General features: G+C 64.0%; 23 protein-coding genes, 1 tRNA gene and 1 pseudogene. 13 read left to right on the forward strand and 12 right to left on the reverse strand.

Going from position 1 to position 22,100, the window contains the following annotated elements:
- Positions 1-48 precede the first annotated feature (48 nt).
- Both IVB41_RS09280 and IVB41_RS09285 read left to right on the forward strand, forming a co-directional pair.
- The gene (locus tag IVB41_RS09280) at positions 49-843 is read left to right on the forward strand and encodes a glutamine amidotransferase (protein WP_247430097.1); all 795 of its coding nucleotides are present in this window, start codon (positions 49-51) and stop codon (positions 841-843) included.
- Between the two features lie 97 nt (positions 844-940).
- On the forward strand, positions 941-1,753 hold the full coding sequence (locus tag IVB41_RS09285) for an enoyl-CoA hydratase (protein ID WP_027566321.1): 813 nt from the start codon (positions 941-943) through the stop codon (positions 1,751-1,753).
- Positions 1,754-1,869: 116 nt separating this feature from the next.
- Here the strand turns inward: IVB41_RS09285 and IVB41_RS09290 are convergent.
- Positions 1,870-1,945: transfer RNA gene (locus IVB41_RS09290), tRNA-Ala, on the reverse strand.
- Positions 1,946-2,133: 188 nt separating this feature from the next.
- On the opposite strand from IVB41_RS09290, the gene IVB41_RS09295 reads away from it, so the two are divergent.
- From IVB41_RS09295 to IVB41_RS09305, 3 genes are read left to right on the forward strand one after another with little or no spacing between them, the layout of a single operon-like run.
- Entirely contained in the window at positions 2,134-2,424 is a 291-nt protein-coding gene (locus tag IVB41_RS09295) for a YggT family protein (protein ID WP_007598721.1), read from the forward strand.
- A gap of 20 nt (positions 2,425-2,444) precedes the next feature.
- Positions 2,445-2,789 carry a DUF167 domain-containing protein gene (locus IVB41_RS09300; RefSeq protein WP_247430100.1) on the forward strand — a complete coding sequence of 115 codons (345 nt, stop codon included), beginning with the start codon at positions 2,445-2,447 and terminating at the stop codon, positions 2,787-2,789.
- Between the two features lie 10 nt (positions 2,790-2,799).
- Positions 2,800-3,684 carry a bifunctional methylenetetrahydrofolate dehydrogenase/methenyltetrahydrofolate cyclohydrolase gene (locus IVB41_RS09305; RefSeq protein ID WP_247430103.1) on the forward strand — a complete coding sequence of 295 codons (885 nt, stop codon included), beginning with the start codon at positions 2,800-2,802 and terminating at the stop codon, positions 3,682-3,684.
- Between the two features lie 122 nt (positions 3,685-3,806).
- Here IVB41_RS09305 and ppa read toward each other — a convergent pair whose 3' ends face one another.
- The gene (gene ppa / locus IVB41_RS09310; RefSeq protein WP_027566324.1) at positions 3,807-4,343 is read right to left on the reverse strand and encodes an inorganic diphosphatase; all 537 of its coding nucleotides are present in this window, start codon (positions 4,341-4,343) and stop codon (positions 3,807-3,809) included.
- A gap of 177 nt (positions 4,344-4,520) precedes the next feature.
- The gene (locus IVB41_RS09315; protein ID WP_007598725.1) at positions 4,521-5,030 is read right to left on the reverse strand and encodes a GNAT family N-acetyltransferase; all 510 of its coding nucleotides are present in this window, start codon (positions 5,028-5,030) and stop codon (positions 4,521-4,523) included.
- A 262-nt stretch (positions 5,031-5,292) separates the two neighbouring features.
- On the opposite strand from IVB41_RS09315, the gene IVB41_RS09320 reads away from it, so the two are divergent.
- The 4 genes and pseudogenes from IVB41_RS09320 (at position 5,293) to IVB41_RS09335 (ending at position 8,392) form a co-directional block, all read left to right on the forward strand.
- Complete coding sequence (locus tag IVB41_RS09320) at positions 5,293-6,192, forward strand: dienelactone hydrolase family protein (protein WP_247430107.1); 900 nt, start codon at positions 5,293-5,295, stop codon at positions 6,190-6,192.
- Complete coding sequence (locus IVB41_RS09325) at positions 6,189-6,656, forward strand: DUF2269 domain-containing protein (protein WP_027566326.1); 468 nt, start codon at positions 6,189-6,191, stop codon at positions 6,654-6,656. Before IVB41_RS09320 ends, IVB41_RS09325 begins: the two co-directional genes overlap by 4 nt.
- Positions 6,657-6,664: 8 nt before the next feature.
- Positions 6,665-7,985 (forward strand): annotated as a pseudogene (locus tag IVB41_RS09330) (SDR family oxidoreductase).
- Positions 7,985-8,392 carry a thiol-disulfide oxidoreductase DCC family protein gene (locus tag IVB41_RS09335; protein WP_247430112.1) on the forward strand — a complete coding sequence of 136 codons (408 nt, stop codon included), beginning with the start codon at positions 7,985-7,987 and terminating at the stop codon, positions 8,390-8,392. The pseudogene IVB41_RS09330 and the gene IVB41_RS09335 overlap by 1 nt, the downstream one beginning before the upstream one ends.
- A 91-nt stretch (positions 8,393-8,483) precedes the next feature.
- Here IVB41_RS09335 and IVB41_RS09340 read toward each other — a convergent pair whose 3' ends face one another.
- The 6 genes from IVB41_RS09340 to IVB41_RS09365 form a co-directional block, all read right to left on the reverse strand.
- Entirely contained in the window at positions 8,484-9,731 is a 1,248-nt protein-coding gene (locus IVB41_RS09340; protein ID WP_247430115.1) for an NAD(P)/FAD-dependent oxidoreductase, read from the reverse strand.
- 173 nt (positions 9,732-9,904) lie between these two features.
- Positions 9,905-11,731: a translational GTPase TypA gene (gene typA, locus IVB41_RS09345; RefSeq protein WP_247430118.1), complete on the reverse strand. Its 1,827-nt coding sequence runs from the start codon at positions 11,729-11,731 to the stop codon at positions 9,905-9,907.
- 256 nt (positions 11,732-11,987) lie between these two features.
- Positions 11,988-12,257, reverse strand: coding sequence for a hypothetical protein (locus tag IVB41_RS09350; RefSeq protein ID WP_247357300.1), 270 nt, complete (start codon positions 12,255-12,257; stop codon positions 11,988-11,990).
- Positions 12,254-13,684 (reverse strand): radical SAM protein, encoded by a 1,431-nt coding sequence (locus IVB41_RS09355; protein WP_247430121.1) that lies wholly within the window; start codon positions 13,682-13,684, stop codon positions 12,254-12,256. The genes IVB41_RS09350 and IVB41_RS09355 overlap by 4 nt, the downstream gene beginning before the upstream one ends.
- The gene (locus IVB41_RS09360) at positions 13,665-14,381 is read right to left on the reverse strand and encodes a prolipoprotein diacylglyceryl transferase (RefSeq protein ID WP_247430125.1); all 717 of its coding nucleotides are present in this window, start codon (positions 14,379-14,381) and stop codon (positions 13,665-13,667) included. The genes IVB41_RS09355 and IVB41_RS09360 overlap by 20 nt, the downstream gene beginning before the upstream one ends.
- A 79-nt stretch (positions 14,382-14,460) precedes the next feature.
- Positions 14,461-15,225 (reverse strand): Crp/Fnr family transcriptional regulator, encoded by a 765-nt coding sequence (locus IVB41_RS09365; RefSeq protein ID WP_247430128.1) that lies wholly within the window; start codon positions 15,223-15,225, stop codon positions 14,461-14,463.
- 155 nt (positions 15,226-15,380) lie between these two features.
- On the opposite strand from IVB41_RS09365, the gene IVB41_RS09370 reads away from it, so the two are divergent.
- The gene (locus IVB41_RS09370; RefSeq protein WP_027566333.1) at positions 15,381-15,782 is read left to right on the forward strand and encodes a response regulator; all 402 of its coding nucleotides are present in this window, start codon (positions 15,381-15,383) and stop codon (positions 15,780-15,782) included.
- A 10-nt stretch (positions 15,783-15,792) separates the two neighbouring features.
- On the opposite strand, the gene IVB41_RS09375 is transcribed toward IVB41_RS09370, so the two are convergent.
- Positions 15,793-17,334 carry an alkaline phosphatase gene (locus IVB41_RS09375; RefSeq protein WP_247430131.1) on the reverse strand — a complete coding sequence of 514 codons (1,542 nt, stop codon included), beginning with the start codon at positions 17,332-17,334 and terminating at the stop codon, positions 15,793-15,795.
- A gap of 104 nt (positions 17,335-17,438) precedes the next feature.
- Complete coding sequence (locus IVB41_RS09380) at positions 17,439-18,884, reverse strand: TAXI family TRAP transporter solute-binding subunit (RefSeq protein ID WP_027566335.1); 1,446 nt, start codon at positions 18,882-18,884, stop codon at positions 17,439-17,441.
- Positions 18,885-19,036: 152 nt separating this feature from the next.
- On the opposite strand from IVB41_RS09380, the gene IVB41_RS09385 reads away from it, so the two are divergent.
- Entirely contained in the window at positions 19,037-19,339 is a 303-nt protein-coding gene (locus IVB41_RS09385) for a 4a-hydroxytetrahydrobiopterin dehydratase (RefSeq protein ID WP_247284967.1), read from the forward strand.
- A 91-nt stretch (positions 19,340-19,430) separates the two neighbouring features.
- Positions 19,431-19,820 carry a YkvA family protein gene (locus IVB41_RS09390; protein ID WP_247357298.1) on the forward strand — a complete coding sequence of 130 codons (390 nt, stop codon included), beginning with the start codon at positions 19,431-19,433 and terminating at the stop codon, positions 19,818-19,820.
- A gap of 169 nt (positions 19,821-19,989) precedes the next feature.
- Here IVB41_RS09390 and IVB41_RS09395 read toward each other — a convergent pair whose 3' ends face one another.
- Positions 19,990-20,964, reverse strand: a complete 975-nt coding sequence (locus tag IVB41_RS09395; RefSeq protein ID WP_247430134.1) for an NADPH:quinone oxidoreductase family protein — start codon at positions 20,962-20,964, stop codon at positions 19,990-19,992.
- A 232-nt stretch (positions 20,965-21,196) separates the two neighbouring features.
- On the opposite strand from IVB41_RS09395, the gene IVB41_RS09400 reads away from it, so the two are divergent.
- Entirely contained in the window at positions 21,197-22,036 is an 840-nt protein-coding gene (locus tag IVB41_RS09400; RefSeq protein WP_247430137.1) for an SDR family oxidoreductase, read from the forward strand.
- The last annotated feature ends 64 nt before the right edge of the window (positions 22,037-22,100 follow it).

A 22,100-nucleotide genomic window follows, 5' to 3' on the forward strand; every position in this document is an offset into this window, starting at 1 on the left:
ATCGCTTAGTTATGCTGGCGGTCTGAACCGATAGCACTCGCAGAGACCATGTCGTTCCGGACGAACAGGTTTGGTGGCGCAGAAGTGGTGCCCTTCCCCAGAAGGACGCCGAACGTCGCCGCCTCCGAAACCCGGTTGCCGGTTCTGATCATCCTGCATCAGGAATCCTCGACACCCGGCCGCGTCGGCAATGCGCTGCGCGCGCTCGGCCATCGCCTCGACATCCGCCGTCCCCGCTTCGGCGATCCGCTGCCCGAGACCCTCGACCAGCATGCCGGCGCGGTGGTCTTCGGCGGTCCCATGAGCGCCAACGATCCGGACGACTACATCCGCCGCGAGATCGACTGGATCGAAATTCCGCTCCGCGAACAGCGGCCGTTCCTCGGCATCTGCCTCGGCGCGCAGATGCTGGCGAAGCAGTTAGGAGCTCGCGTTGCGCCGCATGCCGATGCGCTGACCCAGATCGGCTACTACCCGATCCGCCCGACAGAAGCGGGACACCGGCTCTGCCCGAATTGGCCGGCGCGGGTCTATCACTGGCATCGCGAAGGTTTCGAGTTGCCGGTCGGCACTGAACTGCTTGCGGAAGGCGATGATTTTCCGGTGCAGGCGTTCCGCACCGGCAACGCTTTCGGCGTGCAGTTTCATCCTGACGTGACCTACGCGATGATGCATCGTTGGACCACGCGCGGCTATGACGGCCTCAGCGCGCCCGGCGCGCGGCAGCGGCATCATCATTTCGCGGATCGTGCCGTCTACGATGCCGCCGAACGCGCCTGGCTCGATCACTTCATCGACGGCTGGCTGACGCGCCGACCGGTTCTGGCGCAAGCAGCCGAGTGATCGCGCCTTAGCGCAAGCTCTTCTCATCCGTTTGTATGCTAGGCTCATTGTCAACGAGCGCGCGCGAACGCGTGCCGGCAAGCAAAGGGAGAGCGCCATGGCCTACGAGCACATTCTCTATGAGGTCAGCGACAAGGTCGCGACCATCACGCTCAACCGCCCCGACCGCATGAATGCGTGGACGCCGATCATGGAGCGCGACGTGCGCCATGCGATGGAAGCATCGAGCGCCGATGACAATGTCCGCGTCATCGTGATCACCGGCGCGGGCCGCGCCTTCTGCGCCGGTGCCGACATGGACGCATTGAAGGGGCTCGATCCCGATGATGTCAGGCGCGCGTCGAACCTGCCGCCCTTCGACATGAACCGGCGGCCCGACTGGCAGACGCGCTATGGCTTCTATCCGTCGATCGGAAAGCCCGTCATCGCCATGCTCAACGGCGCGACCGCCGGCATCGGCCTCGTCCACGCGCTCTATTGCGACCTGCGCTTTGCCGTCGACAACACGGTGTTCACGACAGCCTTCGCGCGGCGCGGATTGATCGCAGAGCACGGCATCAGCTGGATGCTGCCGCGAATCGTGGGCCACGCCAACGCGATGGATCTGTTGCTCTCGGCGCGGCGCGTTTCGAGTGACGAGGCGCTGCGGATCGGGCTGGTCAACCGGCTCTGCTCGCCGGAAAAACTCCGCGAGGAGACCTATGCCTATGCGCGCGACCTCGCCGATTTCGTCTCGCCGAGCGCGATGGCCGTGATCAAGCGGCAGCTCTACGAGGTGCCGTTCCAGACGCTGGCGGAGGCGACGATCGCGGCCAACCGGGACATGATGGTGGCGCTGAACGGCAGCGATTTCCGGGAGGGGGTCGCAAGCTTCATGGAGAAGCGGCCGCCGAGATTTACGGGGAAGTAGGGGGGCGGATGGAGCCCGGCTTCGCCCTTCGGGCTGCGCCGCGGCAGCCTTCGCTTACTTCGCTGCCAGAGACCTTCCGGGCTTGCCGAGCCGTAGCTCGCGAAGCGAGCGAAGGCTGGTGGAGCCAGGCGGGATCGAACCGCCGACCTCGTCATTGCGAACGACGCGCTCTCCCAGCTGAGCTATGGCCCCTTTTGTAGGCCGCTCTGGTCAATGCGGCCGACAACCGGGCGCCATTTAAGTCCCCGCCAAGGTCAAGTCAAGGACGGCTGTAACCCGGTTTTAGCCATCCCGGCACCGACTTCCCTTGTTTGGGCCGGGGGGAACCGATATCTAGCAAAAGGCGTCAATCCCGACCGAAGCCAGAGTTTTTAAAAGCCATGCGTGCCGTTCTCGACATCGTCATCATCGTGCTCGACCTCTACGTCTGGCTGCTGATCGCGTCCGCGATCCTGTCCTGGCTGATCGCCTTCAACGTCGTAAATACCCGCAACCAGTTCGTGTCGGCGGTGGCGGAGTTCCTGTACCGAATCACGGAGCCGGTCCTGGCGCCGATTCGCAATTTCCTGCCCAGCCTCGGCGGCCTCGACATCTCGCCGATCATCCTGATCCTGCTCATCATGTTCATCGAGCGGGTGATCCTGTATTACATCTACCCGAACGTGATCTAAGCAGGCTGGAGCGCCCTGGATTGCCAAAGAACCTTGTCATCAAGGAACCTTGGCGTTACGGGGCCGCAGGAATCAGCATCGCGCTGCGGGTGACGCCGCGCGGCGGCCGCGACGACATCGACGGGATCGAGCAGCTCTCCGATGGCCGCAGCGTGCTCAAGGTGCGGGTGCGCGCCATCGCCGATGGCGGCGAGGCCAACAAGGCCGTTCTGGTGCTGCTGGCGAAATCGCTGGGCGTGCCCAAGGCCAGCGTCAAACTCCTGTCGGGAGCGACCTCGCGGCTAAAGCAGATCTCGGTCGACGGCGATCCGGCGCGGCTCGGCGAAGCCCTGCGCCAGCTCGCATCAGCCAAATCGACGGACTGAGGGAACTGACATGACCGCCAAGATCATCGACGGAAAAGTCATCGCCGCGGAACTTCGCGCCCGCGTCGCGGACGAGGTCGCACGCGTCAAACGCGAGCACAATCTGGTACCGGGCCTTGCGGTGGTCCTGGTCGGAAGCGACCCGGCGAGCGAGGTCTATGTCCGCTCGAAACATACCCAGACCCAGGCCGCCGGCATGGCCTCGTTCGAGCACAAGCTGCCGGCCGACGTCTCGCAAGCAGATCTCCTGGCGCTGGTCGCAAAACTCAACCGCGATCCCGCCGTGCACGGTATTCTGGTGCAATTGCCGCTGCCCAAGGGCCTCAACACCGAGGCCGTCGTCAATGCCATCGATCCCGCCAAGGATGTCGATGGGCTGCATCCGAACAATGCCGGCCGCCTCGCCGGCGGTTTCGAGGCGCTGTCGCCCTGCACGCCGCTCGGCTGCATCATTTTGACCAAGAGCGTGCATGCTTCGCTCGAAGGCATGAACGCCATCGTCATCGGCCGATCCAACCTCGTCGGCCGCCCGCTGGTGCAGCTGTTGCTGAACGAGAACGCCACGGTGACCATCGCGCATTCGCGCTCGCGCGACCTGCCCGGGCTCGTCAAGCGCGCAGACCTCGTCTACGCCGCGGTCGGAAAGTCCGAGATGGTGCGCGGCGACTGGCTGAAGCCGGGGGCGACCGTGATCGACGTCGGCATCAACCGGATCCCGAAGGACGACGGAAGGACGCGTCTCGTCGGCGACGTTGCCTATCAGGAAGCGCTCGCAGTGGCTGGCGCGATCACGCCGGTGCCTGGCGGCGTCGGTCAGTTGACAGTCGCCTGCCTGCTCGTGAACACGTTGCGCGCGGCCTGCGCGATTGCAGGGCTGCCGAAGCCGGCGGTGTAACGCCACTCTCGTGTCCCGGACGCAGCGCAGTGCGATGCTGAGCCGGGGCCCAGTACGGTGGCGCCATGATCCCGGCTCAGCGTCGCGTCATTTCATGCCGCGCCGCGTCCGGGACACAAGACCTACCCGTTCTTCTTCTTCTCGCGATCGATGCCTTCGAGGATCAGCTTGTGCGCATCCTCGGGGCCGCCCCAGCGCAGGATCTTCACCCACTTGCCGGGTTCGAGATCCTTGTAGTGCTCGAAGAAGTGCTGGATCTGCTGGAGCGTGATGTCCGGCAGGTCGGAATACGATTTCACCTTGTCGTAGCGCTGGGTGAGCTTGGACGAGGGCACCGCCAAGATCTTCTCGTCGCCACCGGCTTCGTCTTCCATGAACAGCACGCCGACCGGGCGCACGCTCATGACCGCGCCTGGGATAATGGCGCGGGTGTTGATGATGAGGACGTCGCAGGGATCGCCGTCATCGGACAGCGTGTGCGGGATGAAGCCGTAGTTTCCGGGGTAACGCATCGGAGTGTAGAGGAAGCGGTCGACCACCAGCGTGCCGGCTTCCTTGTCCATCTCGTATTTGATCGGTTCGCCGCCCACGGGGACTTCGATGATGACGTTGATGTCGTGGGGGACGTTTTTCCCGATCGAGATCGCATCGATACGCATTCAAGGCTCCGTTGTTGCCGAGGTTAAATCGCACCCGGCAGCGATTTTGGCGCTGTCATACGCGGGCTTGGCCCGCTGATCCATCGCGTTTTTGTGAAATAATGCATCCGGCGATCACCGGCTCAAAAGGCAGCGGTATCGACGGAAGGGAAATGCTGCCGGCCGGACTTCAGCAGCTCAATTGGTCCAAGCGAAGGCAACCTTGTCGAGCGACTTCGGCCCGAAACGCTCCGAGGAGCGTGCCACCATGCGGCCGCCCAAGGCGCGGTAGAACTCGGTGGCCGGATCGTTGTCCGAGAGCGCCCACACCACCATGCTCTTCAGGCCGCTCTGCATCAGGTCGCGGCGAGCCGCGGTGAACAGGCGGCGGCCGAAGCCCAGCCCCTGGAATTCGGGACGCAGATAGAGCTCGTAGACCTCGCCGTCGAAATGCAGGCTGCGGGCGCGGTTGCGGCCGTAATTGGCGTAGCCCGCGATCTTGTCGCCGAACACCAGCACGCTGACGCGGCTGCCCTTGCGGATCGCGCTGTCCCACCATTGCGGACCGCGGCGGTTGATCAGCTTTTCCAGTTCGGCGCCGGGAATGATGCCCTGATAGGCGGAGCGCCAGGCTTCGTCATGGGTGGACGCCACCGCAGTTGCATCTGCGGCTTTGGCCGGCCGGACCTCGATCAGGGTTGTGCTCATGGACGTGATCAAACCAAGTCGCCGCGCCGGCGGCAAGACCTATCCTTAATTATCGGTTAACCTGTGGACTTTCTGCATCAGTATTTGAACCATGTTGTACCGAAAAAAGACAAGACGCCGATTCGAACGGCACCGGGGTGCTCTGCGTCGGTGCAAAACTGCTTTGCGGCAACGAATGAACGGCAATGGCAACGCAGAAAGTCTGCCGATATTGATTCGTTCCTACTAGTCTAACTGTCGCTGTTCTCGCCTCCGGCCATTCATGCGGCTCCTCAACATTCTCGTGCTCCTGGCTCTGTTGGCCTTGCTGACTGCGCGGCCTGTGTGCGCTCAGGTCATTTTTGGTTCGTCCGGAGCGGAGGACGATCCGTTTCGCCGTCAGCAATGGCGCGTGCCGTCGCCGGATACCGACATCGCCGCTCATGCCTTGCTGTTTCGCCCGCCGGGTGCCGGCCCGTTCCGGCTTGCGGTGATCGCGCATGCTTCGACGCAAAATGGGTTGCGGCGCGCGCAAATGTCTCAGCCGGAATACCGCGCGCTCGCTGCGTTCCTCATCGCGCGCGGCTTCGCCGTGCTGGTGCCGGAACGGCTCGGCCATGGCGTAACAGGCGGCCGTTATGTCGAGGACCAGGGTGGCTGCGACGAGGCGGACTATGTGCGCTCGGGCCGCGCAACGGCCGACGAAATCGCGCTCGCGCTGGACTATGTGCGAAAGCAGGATTTTATCCGCAACGACGCCGCGATCGTGATCGGACATTCCGCCGGCGGTTGGGGCGCGCTGGCGCTCGCGAATGCCGATCCGAAGGCGATCTCCGCCATCATCGCCATTGCGCCGGGCCGCGGCGGCCATGCCAACGACGAGCCGAACCGGATCTGCGCGCCGCATACGCTTCTCGCCGCGGCGGCTGAATTCGGCAAGGCCGCGCGCATCCCCATCACGTGGCTCGTTGCCGCCAATGACAGCTACTTTGCACCGGCATTTTCGCTTGCGTTGGTCGATGCGTTTCGCGGTGGCGGTGGCAAGGTCGACTTCCGCACGACGCCGGCCGTCGGTAGCGAGGGCCACTGGATGATCGAAACCGAGGCCGGCGTCAAAGCCGCGAGTGCCGAGCTTGCGCGTGGGTTGAACCTGCCCAAGCCCGTGGTGACCAAGAAGCCATGACGCTGTATTTCCTCATCAAATATCTGCATGTGCTCGGAGCTATCGTCATCCTCGGCACCGGAACCGGTATTGCCTTCTTCATGCTGATGGCACATCGCACGAACGACGTGGCGTTCATCGCGCGCACCGCTTCGGTAGTCGTGATCGCCGACGCGATCTTCACATTGTCCGCCGTGATCCTCCAGCCGGTCACGGGCGGCCTGCTGATGATGCTCTCGGCAACGTCGGTCGCCGAGCGCTGGCTGCTCGCCTCCCTTGCGCTCTATGCAATTGCTGGCTTGTTCTGGATCCCCGTGATCTTCATGCAGATCGAGATGCGCGACCTCGCGCGTAAGGCCGCCGAGCAGCGTGGCGCGCTTCCGGAGCGCTATTTTGTTCTGTTCCGCCGCTGGTTCGCATTCGGCTTTCCCGGCTTTGGCGCCACGATGCTGATTCTCTGGCTGATGATCGCAAAACCGTTTTGAGGAACGTCATGAGCCAGCGAACCATTCTCGTGCTCGGCGCCTCCGGCCTGATCGGCCGCTACGTCACCGACGATCTTCGCGCGCAGGGATTTCGCGTCGTCGGGGTGGCGCGCAGCCTGTCGCCCGCCCAGAAGATGAGCGCGCTGGACATCGAGCTGCCGATCCTCTCGCTCGAGGTAGCCGCGCTGACGCACCTCCTCGGTGAGCACGCGGTCGATGTCGTCGTGAACTGCCTCGGTGTGCTCCAGGACGGACCCGGCAGCGACACCAACGCGGTGCATCGGGATCTCGTCGCACGATTGCTTCAGGCGATTGGCGGCAGCGGCCGTGCGATCCGGTTGGTGCACATCTCGATTCCCGGGACCGCGGGCGAGGATCGAACCGCGTTTGCAACGACAAAGCGTGAGGCCGAACGTTTGATCGCGGCTTCCGGCATTCCCCACGCCATCCTGAGGCCCGGTTTCGTGGTCGCGCCGTCGGCCTATGGCGGCAGCGCGATGCTCCGCGCGCTTGCGGCCTTTCCGCTCGACCTGCCGGAGAAGGAGATGGCGACGCCGTTCCAGCCCGTTGCTGTCGAGGATATTTCCGCCACCATTGCCTGGCTTGCCGCGCGCGATATCGATGACGCATCGGTGAAGGCCGTGAACTGGGACCTGATGCAGGTCGAACCGATCACAATGGCTGGCGTCATCGAGCAGTTTCGTATCGCGTTCGGCACGGCCGGCTGGTTGCGCGTCGCGATGCCGTCCTTCATGCTCGATCTCGGTGCGAAAGGCGGCGACGTCGCCAACTATCTTGGCTGGATGCCGCCCGATGCGCTCCACGGCCATCGCCGAGCTGCGCCGCGGCGTGAGCGGCGATCCTTCGGCATGGATCGCCGCCACGGGCATCGTGCCGAAGACGTTGACGGAGGCGATGGGGCGCCATCCCGCCACCATCCAGGACAAATGGTTCGCGCGGCTGTTCTTAGTCAAGGCGCTGATCTTCGCCAGTTTGGTCGCGTTCTGGATCGTATCCGGCTTCATCGCGTTGTTCGTGTCCTATCGCGCGGCCGCTGGGATCCTGACTGCGCACAACTTTCCGTCGGCGCTGGTCGATCCCATCACCATCGGCACCAGCCTGATGGATATGAGCCTTGGCGTGCTGATTGCCGTCCGTCGCACCGCTGCGATCGGACTCGTTGGGGGCATCCTGGCTTCGCTGGGCTATATGTTTGGTGCCGCGATCCTGACGCCGGACCTCTGGATCGAGCCGCTCGGCGCATTGGTGAAGACTGGGCCGGCGATCGTGCTGATGCTTGTCGCGCTTTTGATGCTGGACAATCGCTGATGCTAAAATGGCCTGACGACGACGTGATCCTGTTCGACGGCGTCTGCATTTTTTGCTCGCGCTGGGTCCGCTTCGTCGCCGTGCGCGATACGGGGAAGAGGTTTCGCTTCACGCCGATCCAGTCCGACTATGGCGCCCGGCTCGCACGCACGTTCGGTATCGATCCGGATGATCCCGACACCAATGCTGTGATTCGTGGTGGCGAGGTGTTCATGAAGTCGGACGCTGCGCTGACGGTGCTGTCGCAGCTCCCTGGCTGGATCTGGGTGGGCATGCTATTCGCTGTGCCGAAAGCGTTGCGCGACCCGATGTACAACCTCGTCGCGCGCAACCGCTACCGCATCTTCGGCAAGTATGGTTCGTGCTTCGTACCGGATGCCGACTTGCGGGCGCGGGTGATCGAGTAATTCGTCTTTGCGAGCGCAGCGAAGCAATCCGGGCTGCCGCTGCGGAAAGATTCTGGATTGCTTCGCTGCGCTCGCGATGACGAGCGTGCGGTTACGGTTTGCCCAGAACGCCCAGCACCTCCCTCGCCGCCCGCTCCCCTGAATCCCTTGCCCCGTGCGCCGTCGAGAAAAAATTCGGCGACGTCGCTTCTCCCGCAAAAAATAGCCGTCCGTCCACCGGCGCCGCCAGCACGGCGCGGTCACCGCCGTGGCCCGGCAGCGCGTGCGAGTAGGAGCCTCGCGCAAACGGATCATGCGCCCAGCGCGACTCGCAGAGCGGCTTCAGCTTTCGCCTGATGTCGTTGCCGAGCAAGCCTGCGATCTCCTCGATGCTTTGCGCGGCAATGGCGCCGTCGCCCGCGTCTTCCAGTTCGCGTGCAAAGCTGCCGCCGAAAAAGCCTTCGATGCAGGGCTGGCCGAACGGGCGGATATGATAGGTGCCCATGTCGGTGCGCATCGTGGCGCCGCGCAAATTACCTTCCTTCGGGAAGGCTTCGGCGTCCTCGAGCGCCAACGTCACCTTGTCGTCGACCCCGAGCGGCAGGCCGGCCGCGGCATCGACCTTGGCGGGGAGAGGTGGCGAGAAGCGGATGGCCTCATTGGCGATAAGATTGGTCGGCACGGTGACGATCACCTTGTCCGCGGTCAGCGTGCCCTGCGATGTCTCGATGCGGTTGCGCTTGTCCGAATGATCGATCAGCGTGACGTTGCAGTTCAGCGCAATCGGGCATGGCGCGCCATAGGCCGCGATCAGAGCGCCGTAGCCGCGGCGGACGCGCCAGTTGAGGTCACTGTCCTCATAGGCGTCCCAGTCCAGCGTCGACATGTCCTTCAGTTCGCAACCGTTGATGTAGGTCGAGATCGCGTCGATCATGGGATTCCAGCGATTGCCGGGCTCCAGGCTCAAGCTCGCGGGGACATCCTGGCCCTTCAGGGCGACCTTCCACAGCCGCTGATAGAAGGCGTCCATCGCGTGCATGAAATCATCGCGCTCGGCTTTCGGAAACGCATTGCCATAGGCGCGCTCGCGCCAGGGCGGGAGGTCCTTGTTGACCTCGAAATCGAGCTGTTTCGCAACCGCGACAAAGGAGTTGTTGTCTGCCGAGTGCAGCCAGCCGCAGCCGACGTCGAAGGTGACGTCGGGCGAGGCCTGCACCGTCCAGGCCCGCCCGCCGAGCCGGTTACGCGCCTCGAGCACGACCACGGAGAGGCCGGATCCTGCCAGCGCATGCGCCGCGCCGAGGCCGGCGGCGCCCGCACCGATGATCGCGACGTCAACGGAGGAGGGAAGGGAACTCATGCGCGGGCTCTAGCACGTTCGCGAAGAGTGCTGAAGCCGCCTCAAGCACAGCTGTCATCACCCGCGCAGGCGGGTGATCCAGTATTCCAGAGACATTTGTGGTCGAACCGATGAGCCGCGGCGTACTGGATGCCCCGGTCGAGCCGGGGCATGACAGAGTTGCGAGCGGTAGCTTAAGCCACCGCTTCCTTGGACTTTTCCGCGCGCTTGCGCTCGTTCGGATCGAGATGCCGCTTGCGCAGGCGGATCGACTTCGGCGTGATCTCCACCAGCTCGTCGTCCTCGATATAGGCCAGCGCCTTTTCCAGCGTCATGCGGATCGGCGGAGTCAGGCGCACCGCTTCATCCTTCGACGTGGTTCGGATGTTGGTGAGCTGCTTGCCCTTGAGCACGTTGATCTCGAGGTCGTTGTCGCGGGTATGCTCGCCGACGATCATGCCCTTGTAGACCTTCCAGCCCGGCTCGATCATCATCGGGCCGCGATCTTCCAGCTTGAACATGGCGTAAGCCACGGCTTCGCCCTGGTCGTTGGAGATCAGCACGCCGTTGCGGCGGCCCTGGATCTCGCCCTTGTACGGCGCGTAGCCGTGGAACAGACGGTTCATGATCGCGGTGCCCCGCGTGTCGGTGAGCAGTTCGCCCTGGTAGCCGATCAGGCCTCGGGTCGGCGCGTAGAACACCAGGCGCAAACGGTTGCCGCCGGACGGCTTCATCTCGATCAGCTCGGACTTGCGCTCGCTCATCTTCTGCACGACGACGCCGGAATGCTCCTCGTCGACGTCGATGACGACTTCCTCGATCGGCTCCAGGGTGGCGCCGGTGGCCTCGTCCTTCTGCAGCACGACGCGCGGACGCGACACCGAAAGCTCGAAGCCTTCGCGGCGCATGGTCTCGATCAGGATCGCGAGCTGCAATTCACCGCGGCCCGAGACTTCCATCGCGTCCTTGTCCGAGGCTTCGACGACCCGCAGCGCGACGTTGCCTTCGGACTCGCGCAGCAGGCGGTCGCGGATCATGCGGCTGGTCACCTTGTCGCCTTCGGTGCCGGCGAGCGGCGAGTTGTTGACGATGAAGGACATCGACACGGTCGGTGGGTCGATCGGCTGCGCCACCAGCGGGGTGTCGACCGACGGATCGCAGAAGGTGTCGGCGACGGTGCCCTTGGTCAGGCCGGCGATCGCGACGATGTCGCCTGCCTCGGCTTCGTCGAGCGGGGTGCGCTCGATGCCGCGGAAGGCAAGGATCTTGGTGATGCGGCCGGTCTCGATGGTCTTGCCGTCGGCGCCCAGCACCTTCACGGCCTGGTTCGGCTTGATCGAACCCGAAGTGATACGGCCGGTGATGATGCGGCCGAGATAGGGATTGGCTTCCAGAATGGTGCCGATCATGCGGAACGGGCCTTCCTCGACCGTCGGCGGCGCGACATGGCGCACGATCAGGTCGAACAGCGGCTGCATGCCGGCTTCGTGCGACCCGTCCGGGCTCTCGGCCATCCAGCCTTGCTTCGCCGACCCGTAGAGGATCGGGAAGTCGAGCTGCTCCTCGCTGGCGTCGAGCGCCGCGAACAGGTCGAACACCTCGTTGATGACTTCGGTCGCCCGCGCGTCGGGACGGTCAACCTTGTTGATCACGACGATCGGCTTCAAACCGACCTTGAGCGCCTTGGAGACCACGAATTTGGTCTGCGGCAGCGGGCCTTCGGCGGCGTCGACCAGCACCAGCGCGCCGTCCACCATGTTGAGAATGCGCTCGACCTCGCCGCCGAAATCGGCGTGGCCGGGGGTGTCGACGATGTTGATGCGGGTGTCCTTCCACTGCACCGAGGCCGCCTTGGCCAGAATGGTGATGCCGCGCTCGCGCTCCAGATCGTTGGAGTCCATGGCGCGCTCGGTCACCTTCTGGTTCTCGCGATAGGTGCCGGATTGCTGGAGAAGGCGGTCGACGAGCGTTGTCTTGCCGTGGTCGACGTGGGCGATGATGGCGATGTTGCGAAGGTTCATGAGTGGGCTTCTTTGCGGTCGGACAATGGGTTAAGCGCGATCTCGCCGGTCAGACCGGGACCTCTTCTCGAAACAACGCTTGAAGACTGGAAACGGGGCGCTTTCCGCCCAAAAGGGAAAGCCCGGCATATCGACCGGGCACCCTACGCGTTGCGGCGCAATATAGGCAAAAACGGCCAAAAAACAATGTGTTCTTTGGCCGTTGGTTGATTGAATTTTGTCCGGGGATTCCCGGGGGTTAGGCGAAAAGCCGGGCTCAGCCGCGCCGGCCCTTGATGGCGGCCCAGATCAGGGCGACCCCGCCCAGCCCCACGACCAGGCCCAGGAACACCAGGGGCGCGACGTCGGAATCGATCCGGCCTCTGTCGGATATGGATATTCCGCCGAACAGGAGTGCACAGGCGCCGGGCAGCAGCAGGATGATCCCGAAGATCGCCATGAGCGCGGTCAGGCAGCCGCTGCGCTTGTTCGGCGGAGCAGGAGGCGGTCCCGGTGGGGCTGGCGGCGGCGTGTCGCTGATGCTCATGCCTGCAGGGCTCCTTCCGTTGACTGCGCCGCCAGTTCGGCGCGGATGCCGTCGATCTTTCCGTTTCGGTAGAACAGATTGTAGGTGTCGAACGGGATGATCGCGCCGTTCTCGGTGACGAAATGGATGCAGCTGCGCTTGACGTTGCCGACGCAGAAATTGAAGCGGTCGAGAAACTGCACGATGGTGACGCGGAATACGTTCTCGTAAGTGATGCCCTGCGGCACCTCGAAGCTCGGCAGGCAGCACAGCAATTCGCAGACGCGCTCGCTCGTGTTCAGCGGTCCCGAGGACAGCGAAAACAGATCGATGAATTTCTCTCTCAGCGCCGGATGCTTCTCCGGGCTTATCGTATTGGGCAACAATGCGACGAGCTGCTCCTGTGGGATCAGCGAGGTCAGCGGCAGCACTTTCTCGCCGTTGCGCAGGCCGTAACCGATCGAGATGCTTTCGGGGTTGCAGGGCAGCGGGATCATGTCCTTGTCGCCGAATACGCCGGTTTCGACCACGCGTTTCCGAATCTCCGACAGCGTGATGCGGTCGGTGTTCTTGTCGAAATTCTCGTTGCGGCCGGCATCCTGCACCGGCTGCAGCGTGACGCCGCGCACGCATCTCCAGGTCAGCGCGTGGCGAACGATGTCGCCGATCTCGGCATCGTTGACGCCGCGCTTGATGGTCGCCACCAGCGTGGTCGACACGCCGTAATGCTCGAGATTTTCCAGCGCCTGCTGACGAATCTTGCGCAAATCCGCGCCGCGCAAATTGATCAAAGCGTCGCGTTCGAGCGAGTCGAACTGGAGATAGACCTCGAGCCCGCGCTTGTTCTCGGCGAGCCGCGCCACGAAATCCTTTTCGCGGGCGATACGCAGGCCGTTGGTGTTGATCATGACATGGCGGATCGGGCGGGCGCGCACCGCATCGAGGATCGCGAAGAAATCCGGATGCAGCGTCGGCTCGCCGCCGGAGATCTGCACCAGGTCAGGCTCGCCCTCGCTCGCGACCAGCGCGTCCAGCATTCGCTCGATCTTGGGCAGCGGCGTGAAGCTGGTCCGCGCCGGCGAGGAATCGGCAAAGCACACCGGGCAGGTCAGATTGCAATGCTCGGTGATCTCGATCAGCGCCAGGCAGGAATGCTGCTCGTGGTCGGGGCACAGGCCGCAATCATAGGGGCAGCCGAATTCGGTGTGCCGTTGAAAGGCGAGCGGCCGGTCGCCGGGCTTGATGAAATCCTTGCACAGGCGCCAATAGGCTGCGTCCGTCGACACAAGCGTGGACTGGACGCCATGCTCCTTGCAGCGCTTCTCGTACCAGACCTCGTTGTCGAGGATCTGGATCTTGGCCGGCACCAGCTTCAGGCAGGTCTCGCAGAGAGATTGGGTCTGGCCCCAGAAGATGTAGGGGCGCGACTTACGCAACGGCGCGTTCATGCATGGGTCTCGCTTTGGGCGCCGTCGCCAGCATGACGACGGCGTAGAGCAGGATGGACAGCGACAGCAGGTGAAACAGCGTGAAGGGGCCGATCAGCGTGCCGTAGGGCTTGAGAAATTCCCACAGAAAGCGCTGTGCACCATAGTAGGCGAGGACGAGGTAGAAACCATTGGTGATCACAAACGCGCTCCGGTTCAAGACCGCCAGCACGTAGAGCAGCGCGAACACCCCCATAGCGACGCTTTCGTAGAGCTGCACGGGATGCCTAAGGATGCCGTCGCCGAAATCGTGGCCCCAGGGCCATGCCGTGGGCGTGCCGTAGGTGAAATCGTCGAGGCCCGCGAAATAGCAGCCGAGCCGGCCGATCGCGATGCCGATCGCTAGCGGCAGCGCAAAACGGGCGCCCGTTCGGACGGTGATCCCTGCGGACCATTTGTAGAGCTCGATCGCCACGATGCCGCCGGCGAGCGCACCTTCCACGGAGCGCGCGATGCCGCTCTGGCCTGACAGGCACAGATTGGCGGAGCCGAACAGATAGGCGCCGAGGCCTGCACCGAACACCAAAGCGGCGAGGTAGGACCGTTCGAAGGATTGCGTCGGAAACTGCAAGCCCTGTCGCGACAGCCAGTAGAGCGCCACGGCCGCAGCCAGCCATGCTGCCACGTCGAAGAGAGTGTGAAGGAAAGCCCCGCTCATGCGGGGACATTAGCCCAGGTTCCCGTCCGGCGGGATAGTGCGGCCCCTTCTTATCCCCGAAGAGGAGCGAGGCGGGCGGCTAGCCGGCTTGCCGCTCCTCGGTCGGATAGACGCCGCGCAGCACTTCCTCGAAGTGCATCTTCACGGCCTCGTTGCACCGGCAGGCGCGCAGGCGCAGGCCCTCGCGGTTACGGACCAGAATCGATCCGCGCCGCGTGTCGAGCACACCTTCCGCCTTGAACGACTGGAGCACGCGGCTGGCATAGCTGCGGCCGACACCGAGCAGTGTCGCGAGCTGTTCATGGGTCAGTGGCACGCTGCTCTCGTCGCCAGTCCGCTCCATCGCCGCCAGCATCCATTTGGCAGTGCGCTGCTCGATCGAGTGAATGGCGTTGCAGGCGGTGGACTGGAAGATCTGCGCCAGCATGCAGTCGGCGTAGCGAGCGAAGACATGGCGCAACGAGGACGATCGCTGCTTGGCGGCCTCCAGCTTGCTGACGTGAATTCGCGCAAACGGTCCGCCGAATTTCACGCAGATCCGGGTATAGGCCGGCAGATAGCCCTCGCTGACGATACCGCCCACTGCGCCTTCGCGGCCCACCAGGATGGTCTCGACGTCACGGCCGTCCTCATTGGGAACGAGGAAAGTCGCGAGCGATGGTCCGCAGGGGAAATGGACGACCTGGACGTCGTCGCCGGGATTGTAGAGCAGCTCGCTCGCCCCGGCCGTGTCGACGGTAATGTGCGGTGCGAGCAGCGCGTAGTCGACGTGGCTCAAGCGCCGCAGCAGATTGTTGGTCGGCCGGCTATCGATCTCGGTGGCGTTGCTGGTCCGCGCGTCCATCTTAAACTCCCATCCGCCTCCACATTAGCGAGTTCCGACGAGGTCCTGTGTGCACAAGTAGACAGACCTGACAACTGTGATGTGGTGGTTTCGTTCCGGGAACCCTTCGCGCTAGGTACAGGCGTCGTGACCCGGTATCCCAGTCAGAGAACCTCATGCTCCAAGTTACGATGATGGCACCCGCTGTTTCCGATGGTTCAAACTGTCCCGCCGATGTCCTCATCGTCGAGGACGATCCGATCATCGCGATCGACTTCGAGGATCGCCTGCTCGGATTTGGTGTGAAGAGCGTGCGCACGGTAGGTTCAGTCGCGCAGGCGTTGACCGCAATCGCGGCGCATGCCCCCGAATTCGCCTTGCTCGACGTGGGATTAAGTCGCGAGAACAGTTTTGCGGTCGCCGAACGGCTCGCGGCCCTGAAGATTCCCTTCGTCTTCGTCACCGGCTACGGCGCTGACGCGCGCATCCCGCCGGAATTCGCCGGGCAACCGCGATTGCAGAAGCCGTGTTCGAGCGACGCGCTGGAGGCGGCGCTCCAGGTACGCGCGGCGGACTAGCGATACGGCGTCACGCCTGCTTCGGATCGAGCGTGGTCGACCACAGCGCGACGTCGGCGCGGTCGCGCAAGGTCACCGTCATCTGGCCGGAAGCGCCGTCGATCTTGACGTGACCGAAGAACTGCATGCCGGCGGACGGCGGCAGGTTCTGGTTGTCTTTCCCCGGCGCCTTGACGAAACGCACCTCCGGCCCAAACGTATTGTCGAGCGCGTTCGGACCGAACGTGCCTGCGTGAAGCGGGCCCGACACGAACTCCCAGAACGGCTCGAAATCCTGGAATTGGGCCTTGTTCGGATCGTAATAGTGCGCGGCGGCGTAATGCACGTCCGCCGTCAGCCATACGGTGTTGCTGACCGGCGCCATCTTGATGAAGCGCAGGATGTCGGCGATCTCGAACTCGCGGCCGCGCACCGGGCCGTCGCCCTGCGCAATGGCTTCCGATCCACCCTTTGCCGTATCTGACACGACGAGGCTGAGCGGCATGTCGGAGGCGATCACCTTCCAGGTCGCGCGCGAATTCAACAGGCCGCGCTTGAGCCAGGCGATCTGGTCAGGGCCGAGGAAATAGCTGGCCGGGTCGTAAGCGGTTTCAAGGTTGGGGCCGTTCGGGCCGCGATAGCTGCGCTCGTCGAGCACGAACACGTCGAGATGGGGACCATAGGAGATCTGGCGATAAACGCGGCCGGGCTCGACGATGCCCTCGCGCATCGGATACATCTCGTGGAAGGCACGGCCTGCGCGGGCCGCAAGCAGTGCGATGTCGCGCTCCTTGTAGCTCGCCGGCAGCTCCTTCGAAAGCGACCAGTTGTTGGTCACCTCATGGTCGTCCCACTGCACGAAGATCGGCACTTCGGCATTGAAGGCGCGAAGATTGTCGTCAGTGAAATTGTATTTGTGCGCGGCGCGGTACTCGTCCAGCGTCTCGGCGACCTTGGCCTTTTCCGGGATCGTGACGTTCTTCCAGATCTTGCCGTCGGCGAGCTTCACCTCGGACTGGATGGGACCGTCGGCATAGATGGTGTCGCCGGAGTGCAGGAAGAAATCGGGACGGTGCTTGCGCATCGCCGAGAAGGTGAACATGCCGCCGTCGTCGGGGTTGATGCCCCAGCCCTGGCCGGCGACGTCGCCGCCCCAGACGAAGCTGACGTCGCGGCGGTCGGCGGGCGCGGTGCGGAAGCGGCCGGTCACCGGTTCGCCCACCACCGCGGTGTGCGAAAGGTCGCGGAAGCGGACGCGATAAAAGATGTCCTGTCCGCCCGGCAGGTTTTCGATCAGCATCTTCGCGGTGAAGTCGCTTTCGGGCAGCGCTGCGATCGGCGGCAGCGCGCGAGCATCCCTGAACGACTCCGTCGTCGCCACTTCGACCAGCATCTGCGCGGGACGGTCGGCGCGCGCCCAGACCACGCCACCGTCGACGGTGACGTCGCCCGACTGCACGCCATGGGTCACGGCCGGCCGGTCGGCCGCGCGGGAGAGATGCGGCATTGCGACCGCGCCAAGCGCGCCGGCACTGGTCGTCAGGAAACGGCGACGGGAGAATTTGATGTTCATGGGACGGACTCGATATCGCGTGAGACGATCGCTCAGGCGACCGCCACGGTGAAGTCCGACGCTATATTGAGACAATGTGACGCCGCGATTACGCGCGGAAGCTTTTACGCGCTGCCGGCGGCCCTGAACTGTGCGCCGGCGCGCTGCAGGTTCTGCGGCAGGCTGAATAGCACCGCCTTGCGATCGGCGACGGCCGCGTGGAACTGGTCGAGCGCGATGTTGAAGGCGGTGAGCGCGGCTTCCTCGATCGCGCCGTGATCGAAGCAGCGCAGTGTATTGCGCAGGATGTCGTCGGCCTCGGTCTGCATCTGGTCGAGGTCTTCGGTCGTCTCGCTCTTGCGTGCCGCCGCGATCATGTCGAGCAGACGTTCACGCTGATGGTTGTTGTTGTCGCGCTCGTCCTTCTTCAAATAGCCCGCAAACCAGGCGCCGATCGAGCCCATGGCCGAGAGCGCCATCAGCGTCCACCAGATGTAATCGCTGTATCTGTCGAGGAAGGTCTTTTCCTCGCCGTCGACGAAGGCGGCCGCGCCGGGATGCACCGGGATCACCGCGTCCTTGTCGGTGTCGGGTGTTTCGATCTTCGCCGCCAGCGGGAATTCCGTCACCAGTTGCTGGCGCACGGCAAAAAGCTGGCGCGTGAACGCGGCGATGTTGGTTTCGGATACGCCTTTGCGCGCCACGATGTGGTGTGAAAAGCTGATCGTCTTGACCTCGTCGTCGGGGCGAACGGGTGAGCCGCCATAGGTGCCGGCCGGAATCTCCGAGGCTTCATAAACCGGATGGTTCTGCGCGATCGCATCCGCGGAATCGATCGCGAGGAAGACCGGCGTCCCGCCCTCCTTGGCAGTGGCGGCGATCGCGTCCGACGTGATCTTGCTGTTGACAGGGCCGGCTGCGAGATAGGCATCGGCCTTCTGGGCCTTGATCGCCTCGGCGGCTTCATTGGCGGGGAACTGTATGACCTCGACCTTGGCAGGATCGACGCCGTATTGCTGGAGGATCACCTTGAGCAGATTGACGTTGGCCTGGGTGCGGCCGATCACGCCGACCCGATGGCCGGCGAGCTGCGCGATCTTGGTGATCTTCGCGCCCTTCTTCTTGCCCTTGCCGGGCACGGACCACAGCGCCACGACGTTCTTGCGCAGGGTCGCGACCGCCTGCGCGTTCTTCGGCACGTCGACGTCGCCGCGCACGATGGCGAGATCAACCTTGCCCTCCGCGAGCGCCTCGGCGCTGGCTGTGGCGCCGTCGGTCTGGATCGGCCGTAGCCGCACAAGACTTTTGTTCTGAGTGAAAGCCTGCGTCAGCGCCTGCACGACCTTGAGGTCATCGCTGTTGGCGGGACCGACCGCGATCTTCAGCGTCACCGGCCGCATCGCGAAATAATAGCCGCCGGCGAGCGTGCCCACGATCGCAAGCACGAGTGCCAGAGACACGAGCGCCGTCTTCCGCGCCGCTGATCGCGGCGAAGGCGGGGTGGGCGCTTCGGCCAGGTCCAATCCCCCGGTCATCGATCTCCCGAACAGTCGCTTGAGGCTCAGTTTCATCTCGGCCGGCGATTTACACCCTCAAGTGTAGCAAATTTCTTGTCCGGCGGGGTTACATCTCCGTCATGGTTAGCGGATGGACGAAATCCCGTATGAACCCGGGGCGTCAGCACGGTGTTAGGGTAAAGTTCCCCTGAAGGACGGAGGCGACGATGGCAGAACGGCTCTCGGCGGAGGCGCGCAGGCAGGCGCTGGGCGGACTACCGGGCTGGACCGTGGTTCAAGGACGCGACGCAATCGGGAAGACCTTTGTCTTCAAGGATTTCAACGAGGCGTTCGGCTTTATGGCCCGCGTCGCGCTGGTCGCCGAAAAGATGGACCACCACCCCGAATGGCGCAACGTCTACAAGACGGTGGAGGTGGTGCTGGCGACCCATGATGCCGGCGGCGTCACCGCGCTCGACATCGAGCTTGCCACGGCGATGAACGCCATCGCCAAGCTGACACCAGGCTGACGTCTTGCGAGGCGCTGCCGCCTCCCCATCTTGTGTTCAGCACGGGATGCGGCGATCTGCCACCCTTGGCTGAACGGGGAGTTTGTCGACCATGGCTGCCGAACACAGCGTTGGTTTCGAGCCGGCCGACCGGCTCGCGGAAGATCGTGAGAGCGTGCGCCGCCGCTTCTGGCGCAAGCTGAAGCGTGTCGCCGCGCAACTGCCGTTCGCGGAGGATCTGCTCGCCGCCTATTACTGCGCCTTCGACCGGCAGACGCCGCGCCATATCCAGGCGTCGCTGCTCGGGGCGATCGCCTATTTCATCCTGCCGTTCGACTTCGTTCCCGACGTGATGCCGATTCTCGGTTTCACCGATGACGCCGCCGTGCTCGCCACCGCGATCCGCATGGTCGCCAGCCACATCACGAACGAGCATCGCGAAGCCGCCCGCGCCGCGCTGAAGCGCGGGGTGGATGAGGTGGACGCGGAAGCCGCGCAGTAGCTGTTGCCTCATCCTCCACTGTCATTCCCCGCGAAGGCGGGGAATCCAGTACGCCGCGGCTTATCGATTCAACAACACTCGTGACGGAGTACTGGGTCGCCCGGTCAAGCCGGGCGACGACAGCTGAGTGTGTGGTGACGATGTCGCGACACTCTACGCGCCGACACCCTCACGGACGCAAAATCACCTTGCCCATGGCCTGACGCCCCGCGAGCACCTTGAGCGCATCCGCCGTCTGCGCCAGCGGGAAGACGCGGTCGACATGCGAGGAGATCTTTCCTTCCGCTGTCCACTTCACGAGCTTCTCGAGATTGGCGCGGTTCTTTTCCGGGTTGAGCCGGGTCCAGGCGCCCCAGAACACGCCGCGGATATCGCAGCCCTTCAGCAGCGCGAGGTTCAGCGGCATCTTCGGAATGTCGCCGGCGGCAAAGCCGATCACGAGGAAGCGGCCTTCCCAGGCAATCGAGCGCAGCGCCTGCTCGGCATACGTACCACCAACCGGATCGAAGATGATGTCGACGCCCTTGCCGCCGGTGAGTTTTCGCAAGCCTTCCTTCAAATCTTCCTTGCCGTAATTGAGCGTGAGTTCTGCGCCGTGCGCCTTGGCGAAATCGAGCTTCTCGTCCGACGAGGCGCAGGCGATCACCTTCAGGCCCATCAGCTTGCCGAGCTCGCACGCGGCAAGTCCGGTGCCGCCGGCGGCCCCGAGCACTGCGAGCGTCTCGCCCGGCTTCGGGCTCGCGCGATCTTCCAGCGCATGCAGCGCGGTGCCGTAGATGATGATGATGCCGGCCGCGCGGTCATAATCGAGATTGTCGGGGATCTTCACGATCGATGCCGCCGGCAGCGCGATCTTTTCGCGCGCCCCGTTGTGGCCGCAGGAGGCAACGACGCGATCGCCGACCTTCAGATCGGTCACGCCGGGGCCGATGCTCTCGATCACGCCAGCCACTTCGGCGGCCGGCGAGAACGGGAACGGCGGCTTGATCTGGTACTTGCCCTGGATCATCAGGATGTCGAAAAAATTCAGCGCCGCAGCCTTGATCGCGATCACGGCTTCGCCGGGACCGGCCAGCGGATCCGGCACGTCGGCCAGAACGAGATCGTCGGGCTGGCAATATTGCGAGCAGAGGATGGCTTTCATGGCGGCACCTTCTTGAGAGCACTTGGCGTTTCGTGGCAGAATTATAGTTGGGCTGGTTCTGCCGGATTTAGGGACGGGCGACAATCCGGTTTCTTTGGCTATTGGACCGCACCGGCCTATCCTCTCGTCATTGCGAGCGCAGCGAAGCAATCCAGAATCCGTGCCGCGGAAATAGCCTGGACTGGTTCGCTTCGCTCGCAATGACGGAAGAAGAAAAGGGAGGATTCAAACCATGTTTGAAACAGGCCTGCTCAGGGACAAGCGCATCCTCATCACTGGTGGCGGTTCGGGCCTTGGCGCTGCGATAGGACGCCGCTTCCTCGCGCTCGGCGCCGAGCTCGTGATCTGCGGCCGCAAGGTCGATCGGCTCGAGGCGGCGGCGAGCGAGATGCGCGAAGAGACCGGCGGCAAGGTCACGACGATCGCCTGCGATATCCGCGACGGCACCGCCGTCGAGAGCATGATGGAGGCCATCTGGCGCGAGGCGCCGCTCGATATCCTCGTCAACAACGCGGCTGCGACTTTCATTGCGCAGAGCGAGCATCTCTCATTCCGCGCCGCGGATGCGATCCTCGCCCCGACGCTGCATGGTGCGATGTATTGCACGCTTGCCGCCGGCAAGCGCTGGATCGACGCCAAGCATGGCGGCGTCGTGCTCTCGATCCTCTCGACCTCGACCATCACCGGCCGCGCCTTCACCGTCCCGTCGGCGATGGCAAAGTCGGCCGTGCTGGCGATGACCAAAAGTCTCGCCGTGGAATGGGGCCCGAAGGGCATCCGCACCGTCGCGATCGCGCCGGGACCGTTCCCGACCGCCGGCGCCTCGGGCCAGCTCCGCCCCGAGGGTCGCGACGAAGGATGGGCCGCGCGCAACCCGATGGGTCGCACCGGCGAGCACGGCGAGCTTGCCGACCTCGCCAGCTTCCTGGTCTCCGACCGTGCCGGCTACATCAACGGCGAGATGATGGTGATCGACGGTGGCGCGCATTTGCGCAGCTCCGGCGCCGAGGATTTGTTGCGCTGGACCGACGCGCAATGGGCGGAGCAGCGTGCGGCGCGATCCAGGGCCTAGTCGCCGCGAGCTTCGCTAACTGCCTTCCCAAATTGGACTTTCCCGGCTATCCCTGCCGCGGGGA

The organism is Bradyrhizobium sp. 44, from assembly GCF_023073095.1.
In the GTDB taxonomy this organism is placed as follows: domain Bacteria; phylum Pseudomonadota; class Alphaproteobacteria; order Rhizobiales; family Xanthobacteraceae; genus Bradyrhizobium.